Annotated in this window: 33 protein-coding genes; 32 read left to right on the top strand and 1 reads right to left on the bottom strand. The window is 61.6% G+C overall.

The window, feature by feature from the left end:
- Positions 1 to 55: 55 nt before the first annotated feature.
- From tuf to rplQ, 28 genes are all read left to right on the top strand, one after another.
- Positions 56 to 1,231 (top strand): elongation factor Tu, encoded by a 1,176-nt coding sequence (gene tuf, locus MESAU_RS20730; RefSeq protein WP_015317986.1) that lies wholly within the window; start codon positions 56 to 58, stop codon positions 1,229 to 1,231.
- A gap of 69 nt (positions 1,232 to 1,300) precedes the next feature.
- A complete protein-coding gene (gene rpsJ / locus MESAU_RS20725) occupies positions 1,301 to 1,609 on the top strand; it encodes a 30S ribosomal protein S10 (RefSeq protein WP_010909272.1) in 309 nt (102 codons plus the stop codon).
- Positions 1,610 to 1,670: 61 nt separating this feature from the next.
- Complete coding sequence (gene rplC / locus MESAU_RS20720; RefSeq protein WP_015317985.1) at positions 1,671 to 2,393, top strand: 50S ribosomal protein L3; 723 nt, start codon at positions 1,671 to 1,673, stop codon at positions 2,391 to 2,393.
- Complete coding sequence (gene rplD, locus MESAU_RS20715) at positions 2,393 to 3,013, top strand: 50S ribosomal protein L4 (RefSeq protein WP_015317984.1); 621 nt, start codon at positions 2,393 to 2,395, stop codon at positions 3,011 to 3,013. Before rplC ends, rplD begins: the two co-directional genes overlap by 1 nt.
- Positions 3,010 to 3,303: a 50S ribosomal protein L23 gene (locus tag MESAU_RS20710; RefSeq protein ID WP_010909275.1), complete on the top strand. Its 294-nt coding sequence runs from the start codon at positions 3,010 to 3,012 to the stop codon at positions 3,301 to 3,303. Before rplD ends, MESAU_RS20710 begins: the two co-directional genes overlap by 4 nt.
- Before the next feature lie 23 nt (positions 3,304 to 3,326).
- Positions 3,327 to 4,160 carry a 50S ribosomal protein L2 gene (gene rplB, locus MESAU_RS20705; protein ID WP_015317983.1) on the top strand — a complete coding sequence of 278 codons (834 nt, stop codon included), beginning with the start codon at positions 3,327 to 3,329 and terminating at the stop codon, positions 4,158 to 4,160.
- A gap of 16 nt (positions 4,161 to 4,176) precedes the next feature.
- Positions 4,177 to 4,455, top strand: a complete 279-nt coding sequence (rpsS, locus tag MESAU_RS20700; RefSeq protein ID WP_015317982.1) for a 30S ribosomal protein S19 — start codon at positions 4,177 to 4,179, stop codon at positions 4,453 to 4,455.
- A gap of 2 nt (positions 4,456 to 4,457) precedes the next feature.
- Entirely contained in the window at positions 4,458 to 4,847 is a 390-nt protein-coding gene (gene rplV, locus MESAU_RS20695) for a 50S ribosomal protein L22 (protein WP_010909277.1), read from the top strand.
- On the top strand, positions 4,847 to 5,572 hold the full coding sequence (gene rpsC / locus MESAU_RS20690) for a 30S ribosomal protein S3 (RefSeq protein WP_013895697.1): 726 nt from the start codon (positions 4,847 to 4,849) through the stop codon (positions 5,570 to 5,572). Before rplV ends, rpsC begins: the two co-directional genes overlap by 1 nt.
- 27 nt (positions 5,573 to 5,599) lie before the next feature.
- Positions 5,600 to 6,013: a 50S ribosomal protein L16 gene (rplP, locus tag MESAU_RS20685; RefSeq protein WP_006205460.1), complete on the top strand. Its 414-nt coding sequence runs from the start codon at positions 5,600 to 5,602 to the stop codon at positions 6,011 to 6,013.
- 13 nt (positions 6,014 to 6,026) lie between these two features.
- Complete coding sequence (gene rpmC, locus MESAU_RS20680; RefSeq protein ID WP_006205459.1) at positions 6,027 to 6,227, top strand: 50S ribosomal protein L29; 201 nt, start codon at positions 6,027 to 6,029, stop codon at positions 6,225 to 6,227.
- Positions 6,228 to 6,238: 11 nt separating this feature from the next.
- Positions 6,239 to 6,478, top strand: a complete 240-nt coding sequence (rpsQ, locus tag MESAU_RS20675) for a 30S ribosomal protein S17 (protein WP_010909280.1) — start codon at positions 6,239 to 6,241, stop codon at positions 6,476 to 6,478.
- Positions 6,479 to 6,550: 72 nt separating this feature from the next.
- Positions 6,551 to 6,919, top strand: a complete 369-nt coding sequence (gene rplN, locus MESAU_RS20670) for a 50S ribosomal protein L14 (RefSeq protein ID WP_006205457.1) — start codon at positions 6,551 to 6,553, stop codon at positions 6,917 to 6,919.
- Positions 6,920 to 6,931: 12 nt separating this feature from the next.
- A complete protein-coding gene (gene rplX / locus MESAU_RS20665; protein WP_015317981.1) occupies positions 6,932 to 7,246 on the top strand; it encodes a 50S ribosomal protein L24 in 315 nt (104 codons plus the stop codon).
- Positions 7,239 to 7,817, top strand: coding sequence for a 50S ribosomal protein L5 (rplE, locus tag MESAU_RS20660; RefSeq protein ID WP_015317980.1), 579 nt, complete (start codon positions 7,239 to 7,241; stop codon positions 7,815 to 7,817). The genes rplX and rplE overlap by 8 nt, the downstream gene beginning before the upstream one ends.
- Positions 7,818 to 7,844: 27 nt before the next feature.
- Positions 7,845 to 8,150 (top strand): 30S ribosomal protein S14, encoded by a 306-nt coding sequence (gene rpsN, locus MESAU_RS20655; protein WP_013895695.1) that lies wholly within the window; start codon positions 7,845 to 7,847, stop codon positions 8,148 to 8,150.
- Positions 8,151 to 8,162: 12 nt separating this feature from the next.
- A complete protein-coding gene (gene rpsH / locus MESAU_RS20650; protein WP_006205453.1) occupies positions 8,163 to 8,561 on the top strand; it encodes a 30S ribosomal protein S8 in 399 nt (132 codons plus the stop codon).
- 88 nt (positions 8,562 to 8,649) lie between these two features.
- Entirely contained in the window at positions 8,650 to 9,183 is a 534-nt protein-coding gene (rplF, locus tag MESAU_RS20645; RefSeq protein ID WP_015317979.1) for a 50S ribosomal protein L6, read from the top strand.
- Positions 9,184 to 9,320: 137 nt separating this feature from the next.
- On the top strand, positions 9,321 to 9,680 hold the full coding sequence (gene rplR / locus MESAU_RS20640) for a 50S ribosomal protein L18 (RefSeq protein ID WP_015317978.1): 360 nt from the start codon (positions 9,321 to 9,323) through the stop codon (positions 9,678 to 9,680).
- A 132-nt stretch (positions 9,681 to 9,812) separates the two neighbouring features.
- A complete protein-coding gene (gene rpsE / locus MESAU_RS20635; RefSeq protein ID WP_006333394.1) occupies positions 9,813 to 10,376 on the top strand; it encodes a 30S ribosomal protein S5 in 564 nt (187 codons plus the stop codon).
- 24 nt (positions 10,377 to 10,400) lie between these two features.
- Positions 10,401 to 10,598: a 50S ribosomal protein L30 gene (gene rpmD / locus MESAU_RS20630; protein ID WP_006205449.1), complete on the top strand. Its 198-nt coding sequence runs from the start codon at positions 10,401 to 10,403 to the stop codon at positions 10,596 to 10,598.
- Between the two features lie 22 nt (positions 10,599 to 10,620).
- Positions 10,621 to 11,094, top strand: a complete 474-nt coding sequence (rplO, locus tag MESAU_RS20625) for a 50S ribosomal protein L15 (protein WP_015317977.1) — start codon at positions 10,621 to 10,623, stop codon at positions 11,092 to 11,094.
- A 193-nt stretch (positions 11,095 to 11,287) separates the two neighbouring features.
- The gene (secY, locus tag MESAU_RS20620) at positions 11,288 to 12,628 is read left to right on the top strand and encodes a preprotein translocase subunit SecY (protein ID WP_015317976.1); all 1,341 of its coding nucleotides are present in this window, start codon (positions 11,288 to 11,290) and stop codon (positions 12,626 to 12,628) included.
- On the top strand, positions 12,625 to 13,221 hold the full coding sequence (locus MESAU_RS20615) for an adenylate kinase (RefSeq protein ID WP_015317975.1): 597 nt from the start codon (positions 12,625 to 12,627) through the stop codon (positions 13,219 to 13,221). The genes secY and MESAU_RS20615 overlap by 4 nt, the downstream gene beginning before the upstream one ends.
- A 200-nt stretch (positions 13,222 to 13,421) precedes the next feature.
- On the top strand, positions 13,422 to 13,790 hold the full coding sequence (gene rpsM, locus MESAU_RS20610; RefSeq protein ID WP_006205445.1) for a 30S ribosomal protein S13: 369 nt from the start codon (positions 13,422 to 13,424) through the stop codon (positions 13,788 to 13,790).
- Positions 13,791 to 13,912: 122 nt separating this feature from the next.
- A complete protein-coding gene (gene rpsK / locus MESAU_RS20605; RefSeq protein WP_006205444.1) occupies positions 13,913 to 14,302 on the top strand; it encodes a 30S ribosomal protein S11 in 390 nt (129 codons plus the stop codon).
- 103 nt (positions 14,303 to 14,405) lie between these two features.
- A complete protein-coding gene (locus MESAU_RS20600) occupies positions 14,406 to 15,416 on the top strand; it encodes a DNA-directed RNA polymerase subunit alpha (RefSeq protein WP_006205443.1) in 1,011 nt (336 codons plus the stop codon).
- A 104-nt stretch (positions 15,417 to 15,520) separates the two neighbouring features.
- Positions 15,521 to 15,952 carry a 50S ribosomal protein L17 gene (rplQ, locus tag MESAU_RS20595; protein WP_015317974.1) on the top strand — a complete coding sequence of 144 codons (432 nt, stop codon included), beginning with the start codon at positions 15,521 to 15,523 and terminating at the stop codon, positions 15,950 to 15,952.
- A 63-nt stretch (positions 15,953 to 16,015) separates the two neighbouring features.
- Here the strand turns inward: rplQ and MESAU_RS20590 are convergent, their stop codons facing one another.
- A complete protein-coding gene (locus tag MESAU_RS20590; protein WP_015317973.1) occupies positions 16,016 to 16,627 on the bottom strand; it encodes a hypothetical protein in 612 nt (203 codons plus the stop codon).
- 137 nt (positions 16,628 to 16,764) lie between these two features.
- Here MESAU_RS20590 and MESAU_RS20585 point away from each other — a divergent pair, with 137 nt between their 5' ends.
- The 4 genes from MESAU_RS20585 (at position 16,765) to MESAU_RS20570 (ending at position 21,373) form a co-directional block, all read left to right on the top strand.
- Positions 16,765 to 18,258 (top strand): DegQ family serine endoprotease, encoded by a 1,494-nt coding sequence (locus tag MESAU_RS20585; RefSeq protein WP_015317972.1) that lies wholly within the window; start codon positions 16,765 to 16,767, stop codon positions 18,256 to 18,258.
- Positions 18,259 to 18,402: 144 nt separating this feature from the next.
- Positions 18,403 to 19,710, top strand: coding sequence for a replication-associated recombination protein A (locus tag MESAU_RS20580; protein ID WP_015317971.1), 1,308 nt, complete (start codon positions 18,403 to 18,405; stop codon positions 19,708 to 19,710).
- A 149-nt stretch (positions 19,711 to 19,859) separates the two neighbouring features.
- The gene (locus tag MESAU_RS20575) at positions 19,860 to 20,387 is read left to right on the top strand and encodes a DUF930 domain-containing protein (protein WP_245262885.1); all 528 of its coding nucleotides are present in this window, start codon (positions 19,860 to 19,862) and stop codon (positions 20,385 to 20,387) included.
- A 155-nt stretch (positions 20,388 to 20,542) separates the two neighbouring features.
- Positions 20,543 to 21,373: an aspartyl/asparaginyl beta-hydroxylase domain-containing protein gene (locus MESAU_RS20570; protein WP_015317969.1), complete on the top strand. Its 831-nt coding sequence runs from the start codon at positions 20,543 to 20,545 to the stop codon at positions 21,371 to 21,373.
- Positions 21,374 to 21,480 lie beyond the last annotated feature (107 nt).

Below are 21,480 nucleotides of genomic sequence, written 5' to 3'. Positions count from 1 at the left end.
TGCAGCAGTAACTTAAATCAAGGCCCGCACGGGCGAGCAGGATTGGAGACATCACATGGCAAAAGGTAAATTCGAGCGCACCAAGCCTCATGTGAACATCGGCACGATTGGTCACGTCGACCATGGCAAAACGTCGCTGACGGCGGCGATCACCAAGTATTTTGGCGAATACAAGCGCTACGACCAGATCGATGCGGCGCCTGAAGAGAAGGCGCGCGGCATCACGATCTCGACGGCTCACGTCGAATACGAGACCGCCAACCGCCACTATGCCCACGTCGACTGCCCCGGCCACGCCGACTATGTGAAGAACATGATCACCGGTGCCGCGCAGATGGACGGCGCGATCCTGGTCGTGTCGGCCGCCGACGGCCCGATGCCGCAGACCCGCGAGCATATCCTGCTTGCCCGTCAGGTCGGCGTGCCGTCGATCGTTGTGTTCCTGAACAAGGTCGACCAGGTCGACGACGCCGAGCTGCTCGAACTGGTCGAGCTCGAGGTTCGCGAACTGCTGTCGAAGAACGAATTCCCCGGCGACGACATTCCGATCGTCAAGGGTTCGGCGCTGGCCGCTCTGGAAGATTCGGACAAGAAGATCGGCGAGGACGCGATCCGCGAGCTGATGGCTGCGGTCGACGCCTACATCCCGACGCCGGTTCGTCCGCTGGACAAGCCGTTCCTGATGCCGATCGAGGACGTGTTCTCGATCTCGGGCCGCGGCACGGTCGTCACCGGCCGCGTCGAGCGCGGCGTGGTCAAGGTCGGCGAGGAACTGGAGATCATCGGCATCCGTCCGACGACCAAGACGACCTGCACGGGCGTCGAAATGTTCCGCAAGCTGCTCGACCAGGGCCAGGCTGGCGACAACATCGGCGCGCTGTTGCGCGGCGTTGATCGTGAGGGTGTCGAGCGCGGCCAGGTTCTGGCCAAGCCGGGCACGGTGAAGCCGCACAAGAAGTTCGTGGCCGAAGCTTACATCCTGACCAAGGACGAAGGTGGCCGTCATACGCCGTTCTTCACCAACTACCGTCCGCAGTTCTACTTCCGCACGACCGACGTGACCGGCATCGTGTCGCTGCCGGAAGGCACCGAGATGGTGATGCCCGGCGACAACATCACGGTCGATGTCGAGCTGATCGTGCCGATCGCCATGGAAGAGAAGCTGCGCTTCGCCATCCGTGAAGGCGGCCGCACCGTCGGTGCCGGCATCGTCGTCACCATCAAAGAGTAATTTGGACTTAAACCGATCTGTCGCGGGCGCCGGAGTTGCCCGCGCCGCGCCAGAACAAGGAAGTGACGCATGAACGGACAGAATATCCGCATCCGCCTGAAGGCGTTTGATCACCGCGTGCTCGACGCCTCGACGAAGGAAATCGTGTCGACGGCCAAGCGCACCGGGGCAAACGTCCGCGGCCCCATTCCGCTGCCGACGCGGATCGAAAAGTTCACGGTCAACCGGTCGCCCCACGTCGACAAGAAGAGCCGCGAGCAGTTCGAGATGCGCACGCACAAGCGTCTGCTCGACATCGTCGATCCGACCCCGCAGACGGTCGATGCTTTGATGAAGCTCGATCTGGCCGCCGGCGTCGACGTCGAGATCAAGCTCTAAGGGAATGAGAGCGCGGTAAGGGGCGGTGCCCCTGGCCCGGAACTCTAAAGGAATTGAACCGATGCGTTCAGGTGTGATTGCAAAGAAGGTGGGAATGACCCGCATCTATAATGATGCCGGGGAACATGTTCCCGTCACCGTTCTCCAGATGGAGAACTGCCAGGTCGTGGCACAGCGCACGCAGGAGAAGAATGGCTACACCGCCGTTCAGCTCGGCGTTGGCCTCGCCAAGGTGAAGAACACGTCGAAGGCGATGCGCGGCCATTTCGCGACCGCCTCCGTCGAGCCGAAGGCGAAGGTCGCCGAGTTCCGCGTCTCTGCCGACAACATGATCGACGTCGGCGCCGAGATCACCGTCGACCATTTTGTCGCCGGCCAGAAGGTCGATGTGACGGGCACGACGATCGGCAAGGGTTTCCAGGGCGTCATCAAGCGCCACCACATGGGTGGTGGCCGCGCGACCCACGGTAACTCGGTCTCGCACCGTACACACGGCTCGACCGGTCAGCGCCAGGACCCGGGCAAGGTGTTCAAGGGCAAGCATATGGCTGGTCACATGGGCGACACCCGCGTGACGACACAGAATGTCGAGGTCGTTTCGACCGATGCCGACCGCGGCCTTATCCTGATCCGCGGTGCGGTTCCCGGATCGAAGGGCGCCTGGATCCTGGTCCGCGACGCGGCCAAGGTGGCACTGCCGGCCAATGCGCCGAAGCCCGCCGCGATCCGCGCCGTTGCGGCAGCTGCTAAGAACGAGGCTCCGGCCACAGAGGGAGCGGAATAATGGATCTCAAGATCACAACGCTCGGCGGCAAAGACGCCGGCAAGGTGGAACTTTCCGACGGAATTTTCGGCCTTGATCCGCGCGAGGACATCCTGCAGCGCGTCGTGCGCTGGCAGCTTGCCAAGAAGCAGCAGGGCACGCACAAGGCCAAGGGCCGCGCCGAAATCGCGCGCACCGGTGCCAAGATGTACAAGCAGAAGGGTACGGGCCGCGCCCGTCACCACTCCGCACGCGCTCCGCAGTTCCGCGGCGGCGGCAAGGCCCACGGCCCGGTCGTTCGCAGCCATGAGCATGAACTGCCCAAGAAGGTTCGTGCGCTCGGCCTCAAGCATGCCCTTTCGGCCAAGGCCAAGAGCGCGTCGATCATCATCATCGACGAGCTGAAGCTGACCGAGGCCAAGACCAAGGCGCTGATCGCGAATTTCGCGACGCTGGGCCTGACCAACGCCCTGGTGATTGGCGGCGCCGAGCTTGACAAGAACTTCAAGCTGGCAGCCACCAACATCCCCAACATCGACGTGCTGCCCATCCAGGGCATCAACGTCTACGACATTCTGCGCCGCGGCACGCTGGTCCTTTCAAAGGCCGCCGTCGAGGCTCTCGAGGAGCGCTTTAAATGACCGACCTTCGTCACTACGACGTGATCGTCTCGCCGGCGATCACTGAAAAGTCGACCATGGCCTCCGAGCAGAACCAGGTCGTCTTCAACGTCGCCAAGAAGGCGTCGAAGCCCGAAATCAAGGCCGCCGTCGAAGCGCTGTTCGGCGTCAAGGTGATGGCCGTGAACACGCTTGTCCGCAAGGGCAAGATCAAGCGCTTCCGCGGCACGATCGGCCGCCAGAGCGACGTCAAGAAGGCGATCGTGACGCTGGCCGACGGCCAGTCGATCGACGTCGCGACGGGTCTCTGAGCAAGGCCGCGAGGACAACAACAATGGCACTGAAAAAATTCAACCCGGTAACGCCGAGCACCCGCCAGCTGGTCATCGTCGACCGCTCGGGCCTCTACAAGGGCAAGCCCGTCAAGGGCCTGACCGAGGGTCTGACCAAGTCGGGCGGCCGCAACAACCACGGCCGTATCACCGCCCGCTTCATCGGTGGTGGCCACAAGCGTTCGTACCGCATCATCGACTTCAAGCGTCGCAAGTTCGACGTTGTCGGCACGGTCGAGCGCATTGAATACGATCCGAACCGCACCGCCTTCATCGCACTGATCAAGTATGATGATGGTGAGCTGTCCTACATCATCGCTCCGCAGCGTCTGGCTCCCGGCGACAAGATCGTGGCTGGCGAAGCGGTCGACGTGAAGCCGGGCAATGCGATGCCGCTGGCCTCGATGCCGGTCGGCACCATCGTCCACAACATCGAGTTGAAGCCGGGCAAGGGCGCCCAGGTCGCTCGTTCGGCAGGTGGCTACGGCCAGTTGGTCGGCCGTGACCAGGGCATGGCGATCCTGCGCCTCAACTCGGGCGAGCAGCGTGTCGTTCACGGCTCCTGCATGGCCACCGTCGGTGCCGTGTCCAATCCGGACCACGGCAACATCAACGACGGCAAGGCCGGCCGCACGGTTTGGCGTGGCAAGCGTCCGCACAATCGCGGCGTGACCATGAACCCGGTCGACCACCCGCATGGCGGTGGTGAAGGCCGCACCTCCGGTGGCCGTCATCCGGTCAGCCCGTGGGGCAAGCCGACCAAGGGCAAGAAGACGCGGTCCAACAAGGCGACCGACAAGTTCATCCTGCGCTCGCGCCATCAGCGCAAGAGCTAAGAAGAGGTAACGCCAAGTGACTCGTTCTATTTGGAAAGGCCCCTTCATCGACGGCTACCTTCTCAAGAAGGTAGACAAGGTTCGTGAAGGCGGTCGCAATGAGGTGATCAAGATGTGGAGCCGTCGCTCCACCATCCTGCCGCAGTTCGTCGGCCTCACCTTCGGTGTCTACAACGGCCAGAAGCATGTTCCCGTTTCGGTGAACGAGGACATGGTCGGTCACAAGTTCGGTGAATTCGCTCCGACCCGGACCTATTACGGTCACGGCGCGGATAAGAAGGCGAAGAGGAAATAATCATGGGCAAGGCCAAAGCTCCGCGCAGGCTTGCTGACAACGAAGCGCGCGCCGTGTTGCGCACGATCCGTATCAGCCCGCAGAAGCTGAACCTGGTTGCCGCGCTGATCCGCGGCAAGAAGGTCGCGACAGCGCTTTCCGATCTCGAATTCTCGGCCAAGCGGATTTCCGGCACGGTCAAGAAGACGCTGGAATCGGCAATCGCCAACGCGGAAAACAACCACGACCTCGATGTCGATGCGCTGGTGGTGGCGGAAGCCTATGTCGGCAAGTCGATCGTCATGAAGCGGTTCCACGCTCGTGGCCGTGGTCGCGCCAGCCGTATCGAGAAGCCGTTCTCGCACCTCACGATCGTCGTTCGTGAAGTCGAAGAAAAAGGGGAGGCCGCATAATGGGCCAGAAAGTCAATCCGATCGGTCTTCGCCTCGGCATCAACCGCACCTGGGATTCGCGCTGGTTCGCGAACACCGGCGAGTACGGCAAGCTGCTGCATGAGGACATCAAGATCCGCAAGTATCTTGAGAAGGAACTCAAGCAGGCCGCGATCTCGAAGGTCGTGATCGAGCGTCCGCACAAGAAGTGCCGCGTCACCATCCATGCCGCGCGCCCGGGTCTGATCATCGGCAAGAAGGGCGCCGACATCGAGAAGCTTCGCAAGAAGCTGATGGAGATGACGAAGTCCGAGACGCACCTCAACATCGTTGAAGTGCGCAAGCCGGAAATCGACGCGACCCTGGTCGCCCAGTCGATCGCCCAGCAGCTCGAGCGCCGTATCGCGTTCCGCCGCGCCATGAAGCGTGCCGTGCAGTCGGCCATGCGCCTCGGTGCCGAAGGCATCCGCATCAACTGCGCCGGCCGTCTTGGCGGCGCCGAGATCGCGCGCATGGAATGGTACCGTGAAGGTCGCGTGCCGCTGCATACGCTGCGCGCCGATGTCGACTACGGCACGGCCGAGGCGAACACGGCGTATGGCATCTGCGGCGTCAAGGTCTGGGTATTCAAGGGCGAGATCCTCGAGCACGATCCGATGGCTTCGGAACGCCGCGCGACCGAGGGTGATGCCGCGCATGGCGGTGGTGGTGATCGCGAACGCGGTCGTCGTCGCGAAAACGCCTGAGACATTTAGGAATTTGGAGTTAGAACGATGCTGCAGCCAAAGCGCACAAAGTTCCGCAAGCAGTTCAAGGGCCGTATCCATGGTACCGCAAAGGGCGGCACCAACCTGGATTTCGGTGGTTTCGGGCTGAAGGCGCTTGAGCCGAACCGCGTCACCGCGCGTGAGATCGAGGCGGCCCGCCGCGCGATCACTCGCGAAATGAAGCGTGCCGGCCGCGTCTGGATCCGCATTTTCCCGGACGTGCCGGTCACTTCGAAGCCGACCGAAGTCCGCATGGGCAAGGGCAAGGGCGCGGTCGATTACTGGGCGGCGCGCGTCAAGCCGGGCCGCATCATGTTCGAGATCGACGGCGTCAATGAAGAAACCGCCCGTGAGGCGCTGCGTCTCGGCGCGGCCAAGCTCTCGGTCAGGACGCGCTTCGTACAGCGCATCGCAGAATAAGGACGGGCTGATCATGAAAGCCGAAGACATCCGGACCAAGACCCAGGACCAGCTGACCGACGACCTGGCCAGCCTGAAGAAGGAGCAGTTCAACCTGCGCTTCCAGAAGGCCACCGGCCAGCTCGAGAAGACCGCGCGCGTGAGGCAGGTTCGCAAGGACATTGCGCGTATCAAGACCATCGCTGCGGAAAAGTCCGCGGCCAAGAAGGCTTAAGGACGAAAACCATGCCAAAGCGCATTCTGCAGGGCACCGTCGTCAGCGACAAGAACGAGAAGACGGTTGTCGTCAAGGTCGAACGGCGCTTCACGCATCCCGTGATGAAGAAGACCGTGCGCATGACCAAGAAGTACAAGGCGCACGACGAGAACAACGCCCACAAGGTCGGCGATCAGGTGTTCATCCAGGAATCGAAGCCGATTTCCAAGGATAAGCGCTGGATCGTCGTATCCTCGGATCAGGCGTAAACAAACGAATTTTGGACAGACCGGGGAGGGGCTTCGAGCCCATCCCGTTAGAAAAGAAGAAGGCGGCCAGTCATGATTCAGATGCAAACAAACCTCGACGTGGCGGATAATTCCGGCGCGCGTCGTGTCATGTGCATCAAGGTGCTGGGCGGCTCGAAGCGGAAATACGCTTCCGTGGGCGACATCATCGTGGTGTCGATCAAGGAAGCCATTCCGCGCGGCCGCGTTAAGAAGGGCGATGTGATGAAGGCGGTCGTGGTTCGCACGGCCAAGGACATCCGCCGCCCGGACGGCAGCGTGATCCGTTTCGACAAGAACGCGGCCGTTCTCGTCGACAACAAGAAAGAGCCGATCGGCACGCGTATCTTCGGACCGGTTCCGCGCGAACTTCGCGCCAAGAACCACATGAAGATCATCTCGCTCGCGCCTGAAGTGCTGTAAGGAGCCGGACCAATGCAAAAGATTAGAAAAGGCGACAAGGTCGTCGTGCTGGCCGGCAAGGACAAGGGCCGTTCGGGCGAAGTCCTCTCGGTTCAGCCGAAGGATGACACCGCGCTGGTGCGCGGCGTCAACATGATCCGTCGTCACCAGAAGCAGTCCCAGTCCCAAGAGGGCGGGATCATCACCAAGGAAGCGCCGATCCAGCTGTCGAACATCGCGCTGGCCGACCCGAAGGATGGCAAGCCGACCCGCGTCGGTTTCGTCTTCCAGAAGGACGGCAAGAAGGTGCGCGTCGCCAAGCGCTCGGGAGAAGTCATCAATGGCTAAGGCTCAAACCAAGCAGGCGACTGCCAACAGCACGCCGCGTCTCAAGCAGGTCTACAACGAGACCATCCGCAAGGCGCTGCAGGAGCAGTTCGGCTACGACAACGAGATGCAGGTTCCGCGCCTCGACAAGATCGTGCTGAACATGGGTGTGGGCGAAGCGACCGCCGATTCGAAGAAGCCTTCGGTCGCGGCCGAGGACCTGGCGATGATCGCCGGCCAGAAGGCCGTCGTCACCCGCGCCCGCAATTCGATCGCGGGCTTCAAGGTTCGCGAGAAGATGCCGATCGGCGCCAAGGTCACGCTGCGCAAGGAACGCATGTACGAGTTCCTCGACCGTCTCGTGAACATCGCGCTGCCGCGCGTCCGCGACTTCCGCGGACTGAACCCCAAGAGCTTCGATGGCCGTGGCAACTACGCCATGGGCATCAAGGAGCACATCGTGTTCCCGGAGATCAACTACGACAAGGTTGATCAGATCTGGGGCATGGACGTCATCGTTTGTACGACTGCGAAGACGGACGACGAAGCCAGGGCTTTGCTCAAGGCTTTCAACTTCCCCTTCCGCCAGTAACGGCAGCGAGAAAAGGAAAAATCTGAAATGGCAAAGACCAGCTCAGTCGAGAAGAACAACAGGCGCCGCAAGCTTGCAGACCAATACGGTCCCAAGCGGGCTGCGCTCAAGGCGATCATCATGGATCAATCCAAGCCGATGGAAGAGCGCTTCCGCGCTCAGCTCAAGCTTGCCGCCATGCCGCGCAACTCGGCCAAAATCCGCATCCGCAACCGCTGCGAAGTCACCGGCCGCCCGCGCGCCTACTATCGCAAGCTCAAAGTATCGCGCATCGCGCTTCGGGACCTCGGCAATAACGGCCAGATCCCGGGCCTGGTCAAGTCGAGCTGGTAAGGAGGACATAACATGTCATTGAGCGATCCTCTCGGCGATATGCTGACCCGTATCCGCAACGCCTATGGCCGCAAGAAGTCGAGTGTCTCGACGCCGGCCTCGCGTCTGCGCACCCGCGTCCTCGACGTGCTGAAGGCTGAAGGCTATATCCGCGATTACAGCCAGACCGATTTCGACAACGGCAAGTCCGAGATCGAAATCGAGCTGAAGTATTTCGACGGTGCCCCGGTCGTGCGCGAAATCGCCCGCGTTTCGAAGCCCGGCCGCCGCGTTTACGTCTCGGCCAAGTCGATTCCGCACGTTGCCAACGGCCTCGGCATTGCCATCCTTTCGACACCGAAGGGCGTGATGGCCGACCATGAAGCACGCGAACAGAACGTCGGCGGCGAGATCCTCTGCCAGATCTTCTGATCCGGCAGCTTACCGCACGTGGAATTCGGTCTTCGGATCGTTCCCGAAGACAGAGACCTGAAACAAGAGAAGTGACGAGGACAACCTGATGTCTCGTATTGGAAAGAAACCCGTTTCGCTGCCGCAGGGCGTGACCGCGACCGTCAATGGCCAGACCGTGACGGCGAAGGGCCCCAAGGGCGAGCTGAAGTTCGTGGTGAACGACGAAGTCCTGGTCAAGATGGAAGGCAGCGAAATCGCTGTCCAGCCGCTCGACCAGACCAAGACCGCCCGCTCCAAGTGGGGCATGTCGCGCACGCAGATCGTCAACATCCTGCAGGGGGTGAAGGACGGTTTCGAGAAGAAGCTCGAGATCACCGGCGTCGGCTATCGCGCCGCCTTGCAGGGCAAGAACCTGCAACTGGCCCTTGGCTTCAGCCATGATGTCGTCTACGAGACGCCGGCCGGCATCACGATCACCGTGCCGAAGCCGACCGAAATCACCGTGGCCGGCATCGATAAGCAGCAGGTCGGCCAGGTCGCGGCGGAGATCCGCGAATACCGCGGTCCCGAGCCCTACAAGGGCAAGGGCGTCCGCTACGCTGGCGAGAAGATCGTCCGCAAGGAAGGCAAGAAGAAGTAATCGGCTTGGTCCTGAAAAGTTGCAGACTTTTCGGACAGGGACCAAGCCACGGAAGTTAACGCCGCGGGGAGCGGTCGCGGGAGGCGCTTCGCCTACCGCATATGGCGGCCCCCGTTTTTTGAAGGCAAGGAACTATCATGGCTATCAAGGAATCCATCCAGCGCCGCGCGCAGCGCGTGCGCCGTCAGATCAAGAAAGTCGCCGGCGAGCGTCCGCGTCTGTCGGTTCATCGCACGTCTAAGAACATCTACGTTCAGGTCATCGACGACGCCAAGGGCCACACCATTGCCGCCGCCTCGACGCTCGAGAAGGATCTCAAGGGTTCGCTCAAGACCGGCGCTGACACTGCTGCCGCCGCTGCGATCGGCAAGCTGATCGCCGAGCGCGCCACCAAGGCTGGCGTCAAGGAAGTCGTCTTCGATCGCGGCGCCTACATCTATCACGGCCGCGTCAAGGCGCTGGCTGAAGCGGCCCGCGAAGGCGGTCTCAGCTTCTAAGCATGACCCCGAAAAGTTGCAGACTTTTCGGATAAGATCATGCAAAGGAAGAAATAGTTTTCACCGTCGGCGACCCAAAGCGGCGCCGGCAATCAGCAACCCGTGCTTCCGGAAAAGAACAAGGAACAGGATATGGCACAGGAACGTAGGGATGGCGGCCGCGGCCGCGATCGTGAAGAACGCGATGACGGCATGGTGGACAAGCTCGTCCACATCAACCGCGTCGCCAAGGTCGTCAAGGGCGGCCGTCGCTTTGGTTTTGCCGCGCTCGTCGTCGTCGGCGACCAGAAGGGCCGCGTTGGCTTTGGTCACGGCAAGGCGCGCGAAGTGCCGGAAGCTATCCGCAAGGCAACCGAATCCGCAAAGCGCGACATGATCTTCGTGCCGTTGCGCTCGGGCCGCACGCTGCACCATGACGTCGAGGGACGTTGGGGCGCTGGCCGTGTTCTGCTGCGCGCCGCCAAGCAGGGTACCGGCATCATCGCCGGCGGCCCGATGCGCGCCGTCTTCGAGACGCTCGGCATGCACGACGTGGTTGCCAAGTCGATGGGTTCGTCGAACCCGTACAACATGGTTCGCGCCACCTTCGACGCGCTGAAGAGCCAGATGCATCCCAAGGATGTGGCTGCCGCGCGTGGCATCAAGTATTCGACCCTTCAGGCCCGCCGCGGCACCGCCGTTGCGGCTGAAGAATAGTCGATCTGACCAGGGATTTTGACCATGGCCAAGAAAGCAACCAAGACCATCACCGTTGAGCAGATCGGTTCGCCGATCCGCCGCCCGAAGGAACAGCGCGCAACGCTGGTCGGCCTCGGCCTCAACAAGATGCACAAGCAGCGCACGCTGGAAGATACGCCTTCCGTGCGCGGCATGATCGCTGCCGTCCAGCATCTCGTCCGCGTCGTGGACGAGGGCTGAGCAAGAGCGCAGGAGAACCCAGATGAAACTCAATGATCTGCGTGACAAGGACGGCGCGACGCACTCCAAGAAGCGTCTCGGCCGCGGTATCGGCTCCGGCTCGGGCAAGACCGCCGGTCGCGGCGTCAAGGGCCAGAAGGCGCGCTCCGGCGTCGCCGTCAACGGCTTCGAGGGTGGCCAGATGCCGCTCTACAGGCGTCTGCCGAAGCGTGGCTTCAACAACATCTTCGCCAAGAGCTTCACCGTCGTCTCGCTGGCCCGTATCCAGGAAGCCGTCGATGCCAAGAAGCTTGACGTCAAGGCGACCGTGACGGCCGAGGCGCTTGTCGCCGCCGGCGTCATCCGTCGCGTCAAGGATGGCGTGCGCGTGCTGTCCGATGGCGAACTCAAGGCCAAGCTCGCCTTCGACGTCGCCGGCGCCTCCAAGGCCGCGATCGAGAAGATCGAAAAGGCCGGCGGTTCGGTCAAGCTGCCGGAAAAGGCAGCCGCCGAGTAACGGCAATTTGAAGAGCGGTCGGCAAGAGTGGTATCCGTTTTTGCTTGAGATCGCGCTTTGACCTGCTCAATTTAGCGGCCGCGTCGACGCGGCCGCTTGCATGTTTACAGCCCGGAGCTTATCTCGTGAGCTTCGGTGAAACGCACCGCCTGACCTCACGGGCCATCAAGCGTTACCAAGCGGAGAATCAGGCATGGCTTCGGCTGCTGAACAACTAGCCTCGAATCTGAATTTCTCGGCCTTCGCCAAGGCGGAGGACCTTAAGAAACGCATCTGGTTCACCATCGGCGCGTTGCTCGTCTATCGTCTCGGCACCTACATCCCGCTTCCCGGCATCAATCCCGACGCTTTCGCCCAGGCCTTCTCCTCGCAGAGCAAGGGCGTGCTCGGCATGTTCAACATGTTCGCCGGCGGTGCCGTGCAGCGCATGGCGATCTTTGCACTCGGCATCATGCCCTACATCTCCGCTTCCATCATCATGCAGCTGATGACCTCGGTCATTCCCTCGCTGGAAGCGCTGAAGAAGGAAGGCGAGCAGGGCCGCAAGGTCATCAACCAGTACACGCGCTACGGCACCGTGCTCCTGGCGCTGGTGCAGGCCTATGGCATTTCGGTGGGACTGGAGAACGGCAACGGCATCGTCAGCGATCCCGGCATGTTCTTCCGCATCTCCACCGTCGTCACGCTGGTCGGCGGCACCATGTTCCTGATGTGGCTGGGCGAGCAGATCACCGCGCGCGGCATCGGCAACGGCATTTCGCTGATCATCTTCTCCGGCATCGTCGCCGGCTTGCCGCATGCCATTTCCGGCACACTGGAACTCGGCCGTACCGGCGCCCTGTCGACCGGCCTGATCCTGGCGATCATCGTGCTGGCCATCGTCGTCATAGCGCTTATCGTGTTCTTCGAGCGCGCCCAGCGCCGCCTGCTGATCCAGTATCCGAAGCGCCAGGTCGGCAATCGCATGTTCCAGGGCGATACCTCGCATCTGCCGCTCAAGCTCAACACCTCGGGCGTCATCCCGCCGATCTTCGCGTCGTCGCTGCTTCTGCTGCCGGCCACCGTCGCCGGCTTCTCGCAGACGACCAACATGCCGGCCTGGGCCAGCACGATCCTGGCCTCGCTTGGCCACGGCCAGCCGCTCTACATGGCATTCTATGCGGCGATGATCGTGTTCTTCGCCTTCTTCTACACAGCGATCGTGTTCAACCCGAAGGACACCGCCGACCAGCTCAAGAAGCATTCGGGCTTCATCCCTGGCTATCGTCCGGGCGAGCGCACCGCCGACTATATCGATTACGTCCTTACCCGCATCACCGTCGTCGGCGCCATCTATCTGGTGCTGGTGTGCCTGCTGCCGGAGTTCCTGATCTCGGCGACTGGCGTACCATTCTACCTCGGTGGCACATCGCTTCTGATCGTGGTCAGTGTCACGCTCGATACGGTTGCGCAGATTCAGGGTCACCTGATCGCGCACCAGTATGAAGGCCTGATCAAGAAGTCGAAGCTGCGCGGGGGGAAGAAAGCCAGATGAGGTTGATTTTGCTTGGGCCGCCAGGAGCGGGCAAGGGGACACAAGCACAAAGACTGGTAGAAAAACACGGCATACCCCAGCTCTCGACGGGTGATATGCTGCGTGCCGCCGTTCAGGCCGGTACCGAGGTCGGCAAGCGTGCCAAGGCGGTGATGGATGCCGGCGAGCTGGTGTCCGACGCCATCGTCAACGCCATCGTCGCCGAGCGTATCGATCAGGCTGACTGCGCCAAGGGTTTTATCCTCGACGGCTATCCGCGCACGCTGGTGCAGGCGGATGCGGTTGAATCGATGCTTTCAGAGCGTGGCATTGGTCTCGACACCGTCATCGAACTGGTCGTCGACGACAGGGCCCTGGTTGGTCGAATCGTCAAGCGCGCCGATGATGCAAAGGCCGCCGGCCAGCCGGTGCGCAAGGACGACAATCCCGCCGTGTTCGAAGAGCGGCTGCGGGAGTACTACAAGAAGACCGCTCCGCTGACCGGCTACTATTACGCCAAAGGCAAGCTCAAGACTGTGGACGGCATGGCCAGCATCGACGCCGTAACGGCCGAGATTGAAGCCGTGCTCGCCGCGGCCGAGAAGGCGCGGTAAGGGAATTTAAAGATTAAGCTTGACGGAGACGGCTTGCTGCGGTATGGCGGCCCGTCTTCCTATCAGATGCGCGCTTTGCCTGTCCGCAAGGGCAGGGCAGTCGCTTTGAACTGGAAACTCCCGCAAGGGCCGGCCTCCACCGGACGCGGGGCAATCTGAATAATGCCGGCTTGTCCGGCCCACATGGAGAAGAGAAGAACATGGCTCGTATAGCCGGCGTCAACATTCCGACCAACAAGCGCGTCGTCATCGCGCTTCAGTACATTCACGGCATTGGCAAGAAGTTCGCCCAGGAGATCGTCGACAAGGTCGGCATCCCGGCCGAGCGCCGCGTCAACCAGTTGACCGATGCGGAAGTGCTGCAGATCCGCGAGACCATCGACCGCGACTATCAGGTCGAAGGCGACCTGCGCCGCGAAGTGTCGATGAACATCAAGCGGCTCATGGACCTTGGCTGCTACCGCGGCCTGCGTCACCGCCGCTCGCTACCGGTTCGCGGCCAGCGCACGCACACCAATGCACGTACCCGCAAGGGCCCGGCCAAGTCGATCGCCGGCAAGAAGAAGTAATAAGAGTGAGTGGTTGGTAGTGGGTGGTGAGGACGTCATCGCTACTCACTAATTCACTATTCACTTTTCCAGGTGGAGCCGCTGGCATTACGGCGGTGTAGAGATCAACTGAAAGGACTATCATGGCCAAGGAAGCCGCTCGTGTTCGCCGTCGCGAACGCAAGAACATTTCGTCGGGCGTTGCCCACGTCAATTCGACCTTCAACAACACGATGATCACCATCACCGACGCGCAGGGCAATTCGATTGCCTGGTCGTCGGCCGGTGCCCAGGGCTTCAAGGGTTCGCGCAAGTCGACCCCGTTCGCCGCCCAGATGGCTGCCGAGGACGTTGCCAAGAAGGCCCAGGAACACGGCATGCGCATGCTCGAAGTCGAGGTCTGCGGACCGGGCTCCGGTCGTGAATCGGCGCTGCGCGCCCTGCAGGCGGCCGGCTTCACCATCACCTCGATTCGTGATGTGACGCCGATCCCGCACAATGGCTGCCGCCCGCGCAAGAAGCGCCGCGTCTAAGCAATTTATCGAACGCCGCGTGAGCGCCCAAGGGCGTTCCTCCACGGTATTCCAGGTCGCCCGCCACGATTGGATGGTGGCGGGTCAACGGAAGGAAAGCATCATGATCCAGAAAAATTGGCAGGAACTGATCAAGCCGAACAAGATCGAGTTCTCGTCGAAGAAGAAGACGCTGACCACGCTGGTCGCCGAGCCGCTCGAGCGTGGCTTTGGCCTGACGCTTGGCAACGCGCTGCGCCGCGTGCTTCTGTCTTCGCTGCGCGGGGCGGCCGTCACCGCCGTGCAGATCGACGGTGTTCTGCATGAATTCTCGTCCATCGCCGGCGTGCGCGAGGACGTGACCGACATCGTCCTGAACATCAAGGAAATCGCAATCCGCATGGAAGGCGATGGCCCCAAGCGCATGGTCGTTCGCAAGCAGGGCCCGGGTGCGGTTCTTGCCGGCGACATCCAGACGGTTGGCGACGTCGAGATCCTCAACCCCGACCACGTCATCTGCACGCTGGACGAAGGCGCTGAAATCCGCATGGAATTCACCGTCGACACCGGCAAGGGCTACGTGCCTGCCGAGCGCAACCGCGCCGAGGACGCGCCGATCGGCCTGATCCCGGTCGACAGCCTCTATTCGCCGGTGAAGAAGGTCTCCTACAAGGTCGAGAACACCCGCGAGGGCCAGGTTCTCGACTATGACAAGCTGACCATGACCATCGAGACCGACGGTTCGATCTCGGGCGAGGACGCGGTGGCTTTCGCCGCCCGCATCCTGCAGGACCAGCTTGGCCTGTTCGTCAACTTCGACGAGCCGCAGAAGGAAGTCGCCGCCGAAGCCGTCACCGAGCTCGCCTTCAACCCGGCGCTGCTCAAGAAGGTCGACGAACTCGAGCTTTCGGTGCGTTCGGCCAACTGCCTGAAGAACGACAACATCGTCTATATCGGCGATCTCATCCAGAAGACCGAAGCCGAGATGCTGCGCACCCCGAACTTCGGCCGCAAGTCGCTGAACGAGATCAAGGAAGTGCTGGCGGCGATGGGCCTGCACCTCGGCATGGAAGTGCCGGACTGGCCGCCGGAAAACATCGAAGACCTCGCCAAGCGTTACGAAGACCAATATTGAGCATGAATTCCAAGGATCGGCGGCGTGAGCCGCTCGATCCGACGGTCATGCGGAAAACCCTCGGAGGCCGTGGCCTCTTGAACAACTGAAGAAGGAAAAGAGCCATGCGCCACGGTTTCAAAGGCCGCCGCTTCGCCCGCAGCATAAGCCACCGCAAGTCGATGTTCGCCAACCTGGCGGTGTCGCTGCTCGAGCACGAGCAGATCGTCACCACCTTGCCGAAGGCGAAGGACCTGCGTCCGATCGTCGAGAAGCTGGTGACGCTCGGCAAGCGCGGCGACCTGCACGCGCGCCGCCAGGTGATCGCGCAGATCGGCAATGAGGGCGTCGTCAAGCGCCTGTTCGACACCATCGCCCCGCGCTATGCCACCCGCAACGGCGGCTATCTGCGCATCATGAAGGCCGGCTTCCGTCACGGCGACAATGCCGCGATGGCGGTCATCGAGTTCGTCGATCGCGACACCTCGGCCAAGGGCGCCGGCGACCGCGCCCGCATCGAAGCCGAAGCCACCGACGCGGATGCCGCGGCCGCATAAGGCTCGGTCTTTCCGAATTGAATTGAAGGGGCCTGCGGGCCCCTTTTTGCGTCTGCCGATGTTTTACCGTCCGCTGGCAAGCGCCAGATACTGGCTTCCACTCAACAGCTTCCAATTGAATGCGCCCGGTACCTCTTCAGTCTTCGGGCTGGGGTAAGAATAGATACTGTCGAGGACGGCCCGAGAATCGATCTCCCTCATCGATTGCGACGTGGAGGACGCGCCCAAATACGCTTCGGTGTCCTGATCGCCGATGAAGTCAGTAGCCACATGAAAATGAATCTGAATCAGTCCGGCGCAGATATTCATCCCGATGTCATGGCCAGACGTAGCGTAGAAAACTTTAGCCTGATCTGGAAGCCAAAGGCCGGCCCCCAGGAACTCTGATGGCTTTGTCTTTCCGCTGAGCCCATCTAGAGCAAGCGCAAAGCAATCGGTGACAGTCTCCGACTTGCCTTTGAGATAACCGGCCTCTTCGATTTGAAACCAGTTCATCTGGTGCGGTGGCTCGATATCAAAGGAAATTTCGAGCTTTCCGAACGTCCAATAGTCCGGGTCAGCATGCTCAGGCGTGCCGAGCACCTCGACAATCTCGGCCATTGTCATGTCGGGGCGGATCGGCCCCAAGCTGCCGGTCTTCAAAAAGTCACGGAATGACAGGAGTTGTTTTTTCATGTGAGCTGACGAGGTTTTCGGCTTCAGGTTCAGCTTTAGCTGCTTTTACTGCTTAAAAAATCGGATTTCAGCGGCTTAGCCTTTCATTTTGCACATTCGTCGGGACAATGCGCCCGAACTCGCTTGGAGGATTCGCAATGCGCGCCAAAAGACTGTCCCTTGTTCTGCTCTGCGCCTTCATTGTGTTCGCAGCCGCACCGGCAGTTCGGCAGGCGCAGGCCGAAGACGCCGCCAAGCCCGCCGATCCAGGCCTCTCCGATGTGTTGACGGACTTGCTGCATGGCGTCGAAGGCGAGAATGCCACTTCAGGTCCGGACAAGCGCGTGCCTTTCGGCCGCGAGGAGGTCCAGCTTTCATTCGCGCCGCTGGTCAAGCAAACGGCACCCGCGGTGGTCAACGTCTATGCCTCGCAGACCGCCAAGGTGACATCGCCTTTCGAAGGCGATCCATTCTTCGAGGAATTCTTCGGCCGTGCCCAGCCGCGTGCGCAGTCTTCGCTCGGCTCGGGCGTGCTCGTCGATCCGAGCGGTGTCATCGTCACCAATTTCCACGTCATCAAGGATGCCGACGAGGTCAAGGTGGCGACCGCCGACGGCCGCGAATTCACCAGCAAGGTGATGCTGAAGGACGAGACGCTCGATCTCGCCGTGCTCAAGATCGAGTCCGACAAGCCGTTCCCGGTCATCGCCATCGGGGATTCCGACGCGCTTGAGGTCGGCGACCTGGTGCTGGCCATCGGCAACCCGTTCGGTGTTGGCCAGACCACCACCAGCGGCATCGTTTCCGCGCTTGCCCGCAGCCATATCGGCGTTTCGGATTCGGGTTATTTCATCCAGACAGACGCCGCCATCAACCCCGGCAATTCCGGCGGCGCGCTGATCAACATGGGCGGCCAGCTGGTCGGCATCAACACCGCCATCTACAGCCGCAGCGGCGGCTCGATCGGCATCGGGTTCGCCATCCCCGCCAATATGGTACGGGCTTTCGCCGATGCCGCCAAGGCCGGTCTCGATTTCTTCGAGCGGCCCTATATCGGCGCCGAATTCGAAGCGGTGACGCCGCAGATCGCCGAATCACTGGGCATGGAAAAGCCGACCGGGGCGCTGGTCTCCTCGGTCGACGCGACGGGTCCCGCCGGCAAGGCAGGGTTGAAGCCGGGCGATGTCGTGCTGCAGATCAATGGCAAGCCGGTCGAGAGCATCGAGGCGCTCGACTACCGCATGGCGACACTGTCGATCGGCACCAAGGCGAATTTCGCGATCCTGACCAAGGGTCAGCAAGCGGCGATGGACATTGCGCTGGAGCGCGCGCCGGAGGGGGCAAAAGCCTCGGAAGTGACGCTGCATGGCCGCAGCCCGTTCTCGGGCGCGAAGGTCTCGGAACTGTCGCCGCGGCTTGCCCAGAAGCTTGGCTTGCGTACCGACCTCAAGGGTGTGACGGTGATCGATATCAATCGCGATTCGCCGGCCGCCGATTTCGGCTTTCAGCCAGGCGACATCGTGCGCGAGGTCAACGGCACCACCATCGACACCGCCGCAGTGCTGGCGCAGGTAGCCCAGCAGGATACGCGCTGGTGGCGCTTTACCGTCGAGCGCGGCGGGCAGATACTGCGCCAGGTTTTGCGTTACTGAGTTCGACCCTGAAGGGATCGCGCTCCAAACTTGGAGCAGGTCGGCGTTTCACCAAAACGCCGACCTGCCCTATATCCTTGTTTTGACGCAATCCCGGACGGAAAGTCGCTTCACACTTTTCCGGGAATTGCTCTGAGGAAGTGCATGGCCGATCTGTTCAGCGTTGACGAACCGGAAAAGGTGCCGCCCGGACGGCCGCTGGCCGACAGGCTGCGTCCGAAGAATCTTGGGGAGGTCGTTGGCCAGGAACATCTGACGGGACCCGATGGCGCGCTGACCCGGTTGATCGGCTCCGGTTCGCTGGGATCGATGATCTTCTGGGGGCCGCCAGGCACCGGCAAGACCACGGTGGCGAGGCTGCTTGCCGGCGAGACCAGCCTTGCCTTCGAGCAGATATCGGCGGTCTTTTCCGGCGTCGCCGACCTGAAGAAAGTGTTCGAGGCGGCCAAGCTGCGCCGTGCCAACGGCCGCCAGACTTTGCTCTTCGTCGACGAGATTCATCGTTTCAACCGCGCCCAGCAGGATTCATTCCTCCCCGTCATGGAGGATGGGACGGTCGTGCTGGTGGGCGCCACCACCGAAAACCCGTCCTTCGAACTCAACGCGGCCTTGTTGTCGCGCGCGCGGGTCATGGTCTTTCATTCGCTGGGTGAGGACAGCATCGCCAAGCTGATGACGCGGGCGGAGGAGGCGGAGGGCAGGGCGCTGCCGCTTGATGATGAAGCACGCACGATGCTCATTCGTATGAGCGATGGCGACGGACGCGCATCGCTGACCCTGGCAGAAGAGGTCTGGCGCGCGGCCAAGCCGGGCGAGATATTCGATCCCGAAGGGCTTCAGCGCATCGTCCAGCGCCGTGCGCCGATCTACGACAAGGGCCAGGACGGCCATTACAACCTGATCTCGGCCCTGCACAAGTCGGTGCGCGGCTCGGATCCCGATGCCGCCCTCTACTATCTCGCGCGCATGTTCGATGCCGGAGAGGATCCGCTCTATCTCGGCCGCCGGCTGGTTCGCATGGCGATGGAGGACATTGGTCTGGCCGATCCGCAGGCCCTGGTCGTCGCCAACGCGGCCAAGGATGCCTATGACTATCTCGGCTCTCCGGAGGGCGAACTCGCCTTTGCCGAGGCCACCGTCTATCTCGCCACCGCGCCCAAATCCAATGCCGTTTACACTGCCTTCAAGGCTGCCACGCGGGCCGCCAAGGAACATGGCTCGCTGCTGCCGCCGAAGCACATTCTCAACGCGCCGACCAAGCTGATGAAGGAAGAGGATTACGGCGCCGGCTACCGCTACGACCATGATGAGCCAGATGCCTTTTCAGGCCAGGATTATTTTCCGGAAAAGATGGGCCGCCAGACCTTCTACGATCCGCCCGAGCGTGGTTTCGAGCGCGACATCAGGAAGCGGCTCGACTACTGGGCAAAGCTGCGCAAAGAGCGGGAATAGCCGGCTTGCGGAGCCCGGTGGCCTTGTCAGTGCGAAACGAGGCCTCGCCCTGGGGGATTTCCACTTCGGTTCTCCTGCATGGGCTGCTCGCCGCCAGCGTTATGTTGTTACCATCGCCGAAGCGCTCGAGCGGGCCAGAGGAGGAGCGCGTGTCGGTCGCCATCCTGACGCCACAGCAATTCGAGGTTTCGACAAGGCCGCCCGCACCTCCCATCGAGGAGGCACCCCGCGCACCCATGCCCGAGGCACCGGCGCCTGCTCCAAGCGCTCCTCGATTTCCCGCCACGCCCGCCATGATCCGCCCAACGCGGATGCTATCGGCCAAGACCCTCGCCGATCCGCGCAGCAAGCAGGCCCGCGCCGATCTCAAGACCTTCGCATCCGATGAGCGCATGGTGCAGCTTTGCAATCTGGAGGCCATGGACCAAATCCGCCAATGGCATGCGGATTTCCAGCCGGAGCGGGTGGTGCCCTACGCGACCGCGGAGGAGAAGATCACCGGCACGACGATCGCCGCTAATGGTGCGGCCTTTCGCAGCCGTAAAAACTGGTACAGTCTGAAGTTCAAATGCCAGCTCGCCAAGGACGGCGAAAGCGTCATTGGCTTTGAATTTCTGGTCGGCGATCCCGTGGCCAGGGACAAATGGGACGAGCTTGGCTTGCCGGCAGTGCATTGACGCCCGGCAAACTCCACCAGGCAACCAGCCCGGCCAGACACCATGGCCGTTGTGCGGTGACCCAAAAAACCTTATCAAGGCGCACGGTCGGGCGGTGGCCGTTGCCATGATTGGGCACCTCATTCGCAACAGGATCGCGCTTCGCGCGTGGAAAAATGACAAAAACCCTTCGCAAATCCCTTCGCAAATTCGCCATTGCCATCCCGCTTCTCGCCCTTGGCTTCTATTTCATCCCGATCCTGACGACGATCTTCATCGTCTGTGGTCTGATCGACGTGTTGCGCAACGACAGGAAGGATTTGGCGTTGTTCAGCGGCTACTTCCTTGGCAACGGGCTCTTCACCTGGTTGCTGTCGCCCTTCAACCTGCTGGTCGATCTCCTGTGCTACAGAAATCCGGGCGTGTGGAAGCTGGAGCAGTTTCCCGCCGACTATCAGCGCGAGGTCAATGAGGTCCTTGATGTCTTCAAGGCGCGCAAGGATGAGATCATCGCCGACATCGACGCCAATTTCGGCGCCGGCCGGCGCGGCATGTATGTCTACCAGTGGTACGGCAAGCACAGGATCGACAACGTCGAGGAATTCAACAAGGATTTCAAATACATCAAGACAATTGCCGTTTCCGTCTTCAGCAAGCGCGAATCGACCTCCTGGCATTTCGGACCGCTGCGGCTCAGCCTGCGCATCCTCTACAATCTGATCCCGGTGAAAGCGGAGATTTTCGTCGAATGCGGCAACGTCAAGAACTACTGGTACGACAATCCGCAGTTCATTTTCGACGACACGCTGCTGCATCGCTCGGTCAACGAGTATGATGGCCGCCGCTACTGCGTGTTCATGGATATTATCAGGCCATCCCCGGTGCCCCGCCTGATCGCTGGCATGCTTGCGGTCGTCTCGGTGAGCGTCGAGCGCATCAACTCGATGTTCTACAAGAACTGGAAGATGATTGGCTCGACAAAGCCAAAGAAGGTCGAAACCACCTAAGTTGAAGATCTGTCGATATTGCCGGCGGAGCCGGCAGTATCCTGAATGCGTCACGGCAGTGATTGCGCTACGTGAGTTGGAAGCCCGGTTCTTGATAGGTCGACTAT

This window comes from Mesorhizobium australicum WSM2073 (assembly GCF_000230995.2).
Taxonomy (GTDB): Bacteria; Pseudomonadota; Alphaproteobacteria; order Rhizobiales; family Rhizobiaceae; genus Mesorhizobium; species Mesorhizobium australicum.
This window is presented reverse-complemented; position numbering and strand designations above follow the sequence as displayed.

Coding starts and splice junctions, on each gene's coding strand:
- tuf (WP_015317986.1), top strand. CDS start 56: ATGGCAAAAGGTAAATTCGAGCGCACCAAGCCTCATGTGAACATCGGC.
- rpsJ (WP_010909272.1), top strand. CDS start 1,301: ATGAACGGACAGAATATCCGCATCCGCCTGAAGGCGTTTGATCACCGC.
- rplC (WP_015317985.1), top strand. CDS start 1,671: ATGCGTTCAGGTGTGATTGCAAAGAAGGTGGGAATGACCCGCATCTAT.
- rplD (WP_015317984.1), top strand. CDS start 2,393: ATGGATCTCAAGATCACAACGCTCGGCGGCAAAGACGCCGGCAAGGTG.
- MESAU_RS20710 (WP_010909275.1), top strand. CDS start 3,010: ATGACCGACCTTCGTCACTACGACGTGATCGTCTCGCCGGCGATCACT.
- rplB (WP_015317983.1), top strand. CDS start 3,327: ATGGCACTGAAAAAATTCAACCCGGTAACGCCGAGCACCCGCCAGCTG.
- rplV (WP_010909277.1), top strand. CDS start 4,458: ATGGGCAAGGCCAAAGCTCCGCGCAGGCTTGCTGACAACGAAGCGCGC.
- rpsC (WP_013895697.1), top strand. CDS start 4,847: ATGGGCCAGAAAGTCAATCCGATCGGTCTTCGCCTCGGCATCAACCGC.
- rplP (WP_006205460.1), top strand. CDS start 5,600: ATGCTGCAGCCAAAGCGCACAAAGTTCCGCAAGCAGTTCAAGGGCCGT.
- rpmC (WP_006205459.1), top strand. CDS start 6,027: ATGAAAGCCGAAGACATCCGGACCAAGACCCAGGACCAGCTGACCGAC.
- rpsQ (WP_010909280.1), top strand. CDS start 6,239: ATGCCAAAGCGCATTCTGCAGGGCACCGTCGTCAGCGACAAGAACGAG.
- rplN (WP_006205457.1), top strand. CDS start 6,551: ATGATTCAGATGCAAACAAACCTCGACGTGGCGGATAATTCCGGCGCG.
- rplX (WP_015317981.1), top strand. CDS start 6,932: ATGCAAAAGATTAGAAAAGGCGACAAGGTCGTCGTGCTGGCCGGCAAG.
- rplE (WP_015317980.1), top strand. CDS start 7,239: ATGGCTAAGGCTCAAACCAAGCAGGCGACTGCCAACAGCACGCCGCGT.
- rpsN (WP_013895695.1), top strand. CDS start 7,845: ATGGCAAAGACCAGCTCAGTCGAGAAGAACAACAGGCGCCGCAAGCTT.
- rpsH (WP_006205453.1), top strand. CDS start 8,163: ATGTCATTGAGCGATCCTCTCGGCGATATGCTGACCCGTATCCGCAAC.
- rplF (WP_015317979.1), top strand. CDS start 8,650: ATGTCTCGTATTGGAAAGAAACCCGTTTCGCTGCCGCAGGGCGTGACC.
- rplR (WP_015317978.1), top strand. CDS start 9,321: ATGGCTATCAAGGAATCCATCCAGCGCCGCGCGCAGCGCGTGCGCCGT.
- rpsE (WP_006333394.1), top strand. CDS start 9,813: ATGGCACAGGAACGTAGGGATGGCGGCCGCGGCCGCGATCGTGAAGAA.
- rpmD (WP_006205449.1), top strand. CDS start 10,401: ATGGCCAAGAAAGCAACCAAGACCATCACCGTTGAGCAGATCGGTTCG.
- rplO (WP_015317977.1), top strand. CDS start 10,621: ATGAAACTCAATGATCTGCGTGACAAGGACGGCGCGACGCACTCCAAG.
- secY (WP_015317976.1), top strand. CDS start 11,288: ATGGCTTCGGCTGCTGAACAACTAGCCTCGAATCTGAATTTCTCGGCC.
- MESAU_RS20615 (WP_015317975.1), top strand. CDS start 12,625: ATGAGGTTGATTTTGCTTGGGCCGCCAGGAGCGGGCAAGGGGACACAA.
- rpsM (WP_006205445.1), top strand. CDS start 13,422: ATGGCTCGTATAGCCGGCGTCAACATTCCGACCAACAAGCGCGTCGTC.
- rpsK (WP_006205444.1), top strand. CDS start 13,913: ATGGCCAAGGAAGCCGCTCGTGTTCGCCGTCGCGAACGCAAGAACATT.
- MESAU_RS20600 (WP_006205443.1), top strand. CDS start 14,406: ATGATCCAGAAAAATTGGCAGGAACTGATCAAGCCGAACAAGATCGAG.
- rplQ (WP_015317974.1), top strand. CDS start 15,521: ATGCGCCACGGTTTCAAAGGCCGCCGCTTCGCCCGCAGCATAAGCCAC.
- MESAU_RS20590 (WP_015317973.1), bottom strand. CDS start 16,627: ATGAAAAAACAACTCCTGTCATTCCGTGACTTTTTGAAGACCGGCAGC.
- MESAU_RS20585 (WP_015317972.1), top strand. CDS start 16,765: ATGCGCGCCAAAAGACTGTCCCTTGTTCTGCTCTGCGCCTTCATTGTG.
- MESAU_RS20580 (WP_015317971.1), top strand. CDS start 18,403: ATGGCCGATCTGTTCAGCGTTGACGAACCGGAAAAGGTGCCGCCCGGA.
- MESAU_RS20570 (WP_015317969.1), top strand. CDS start 20,543: ATGACAAAAACCCTTCGCAAATCCCTTCGCAAATTCGCCATTGCCATC.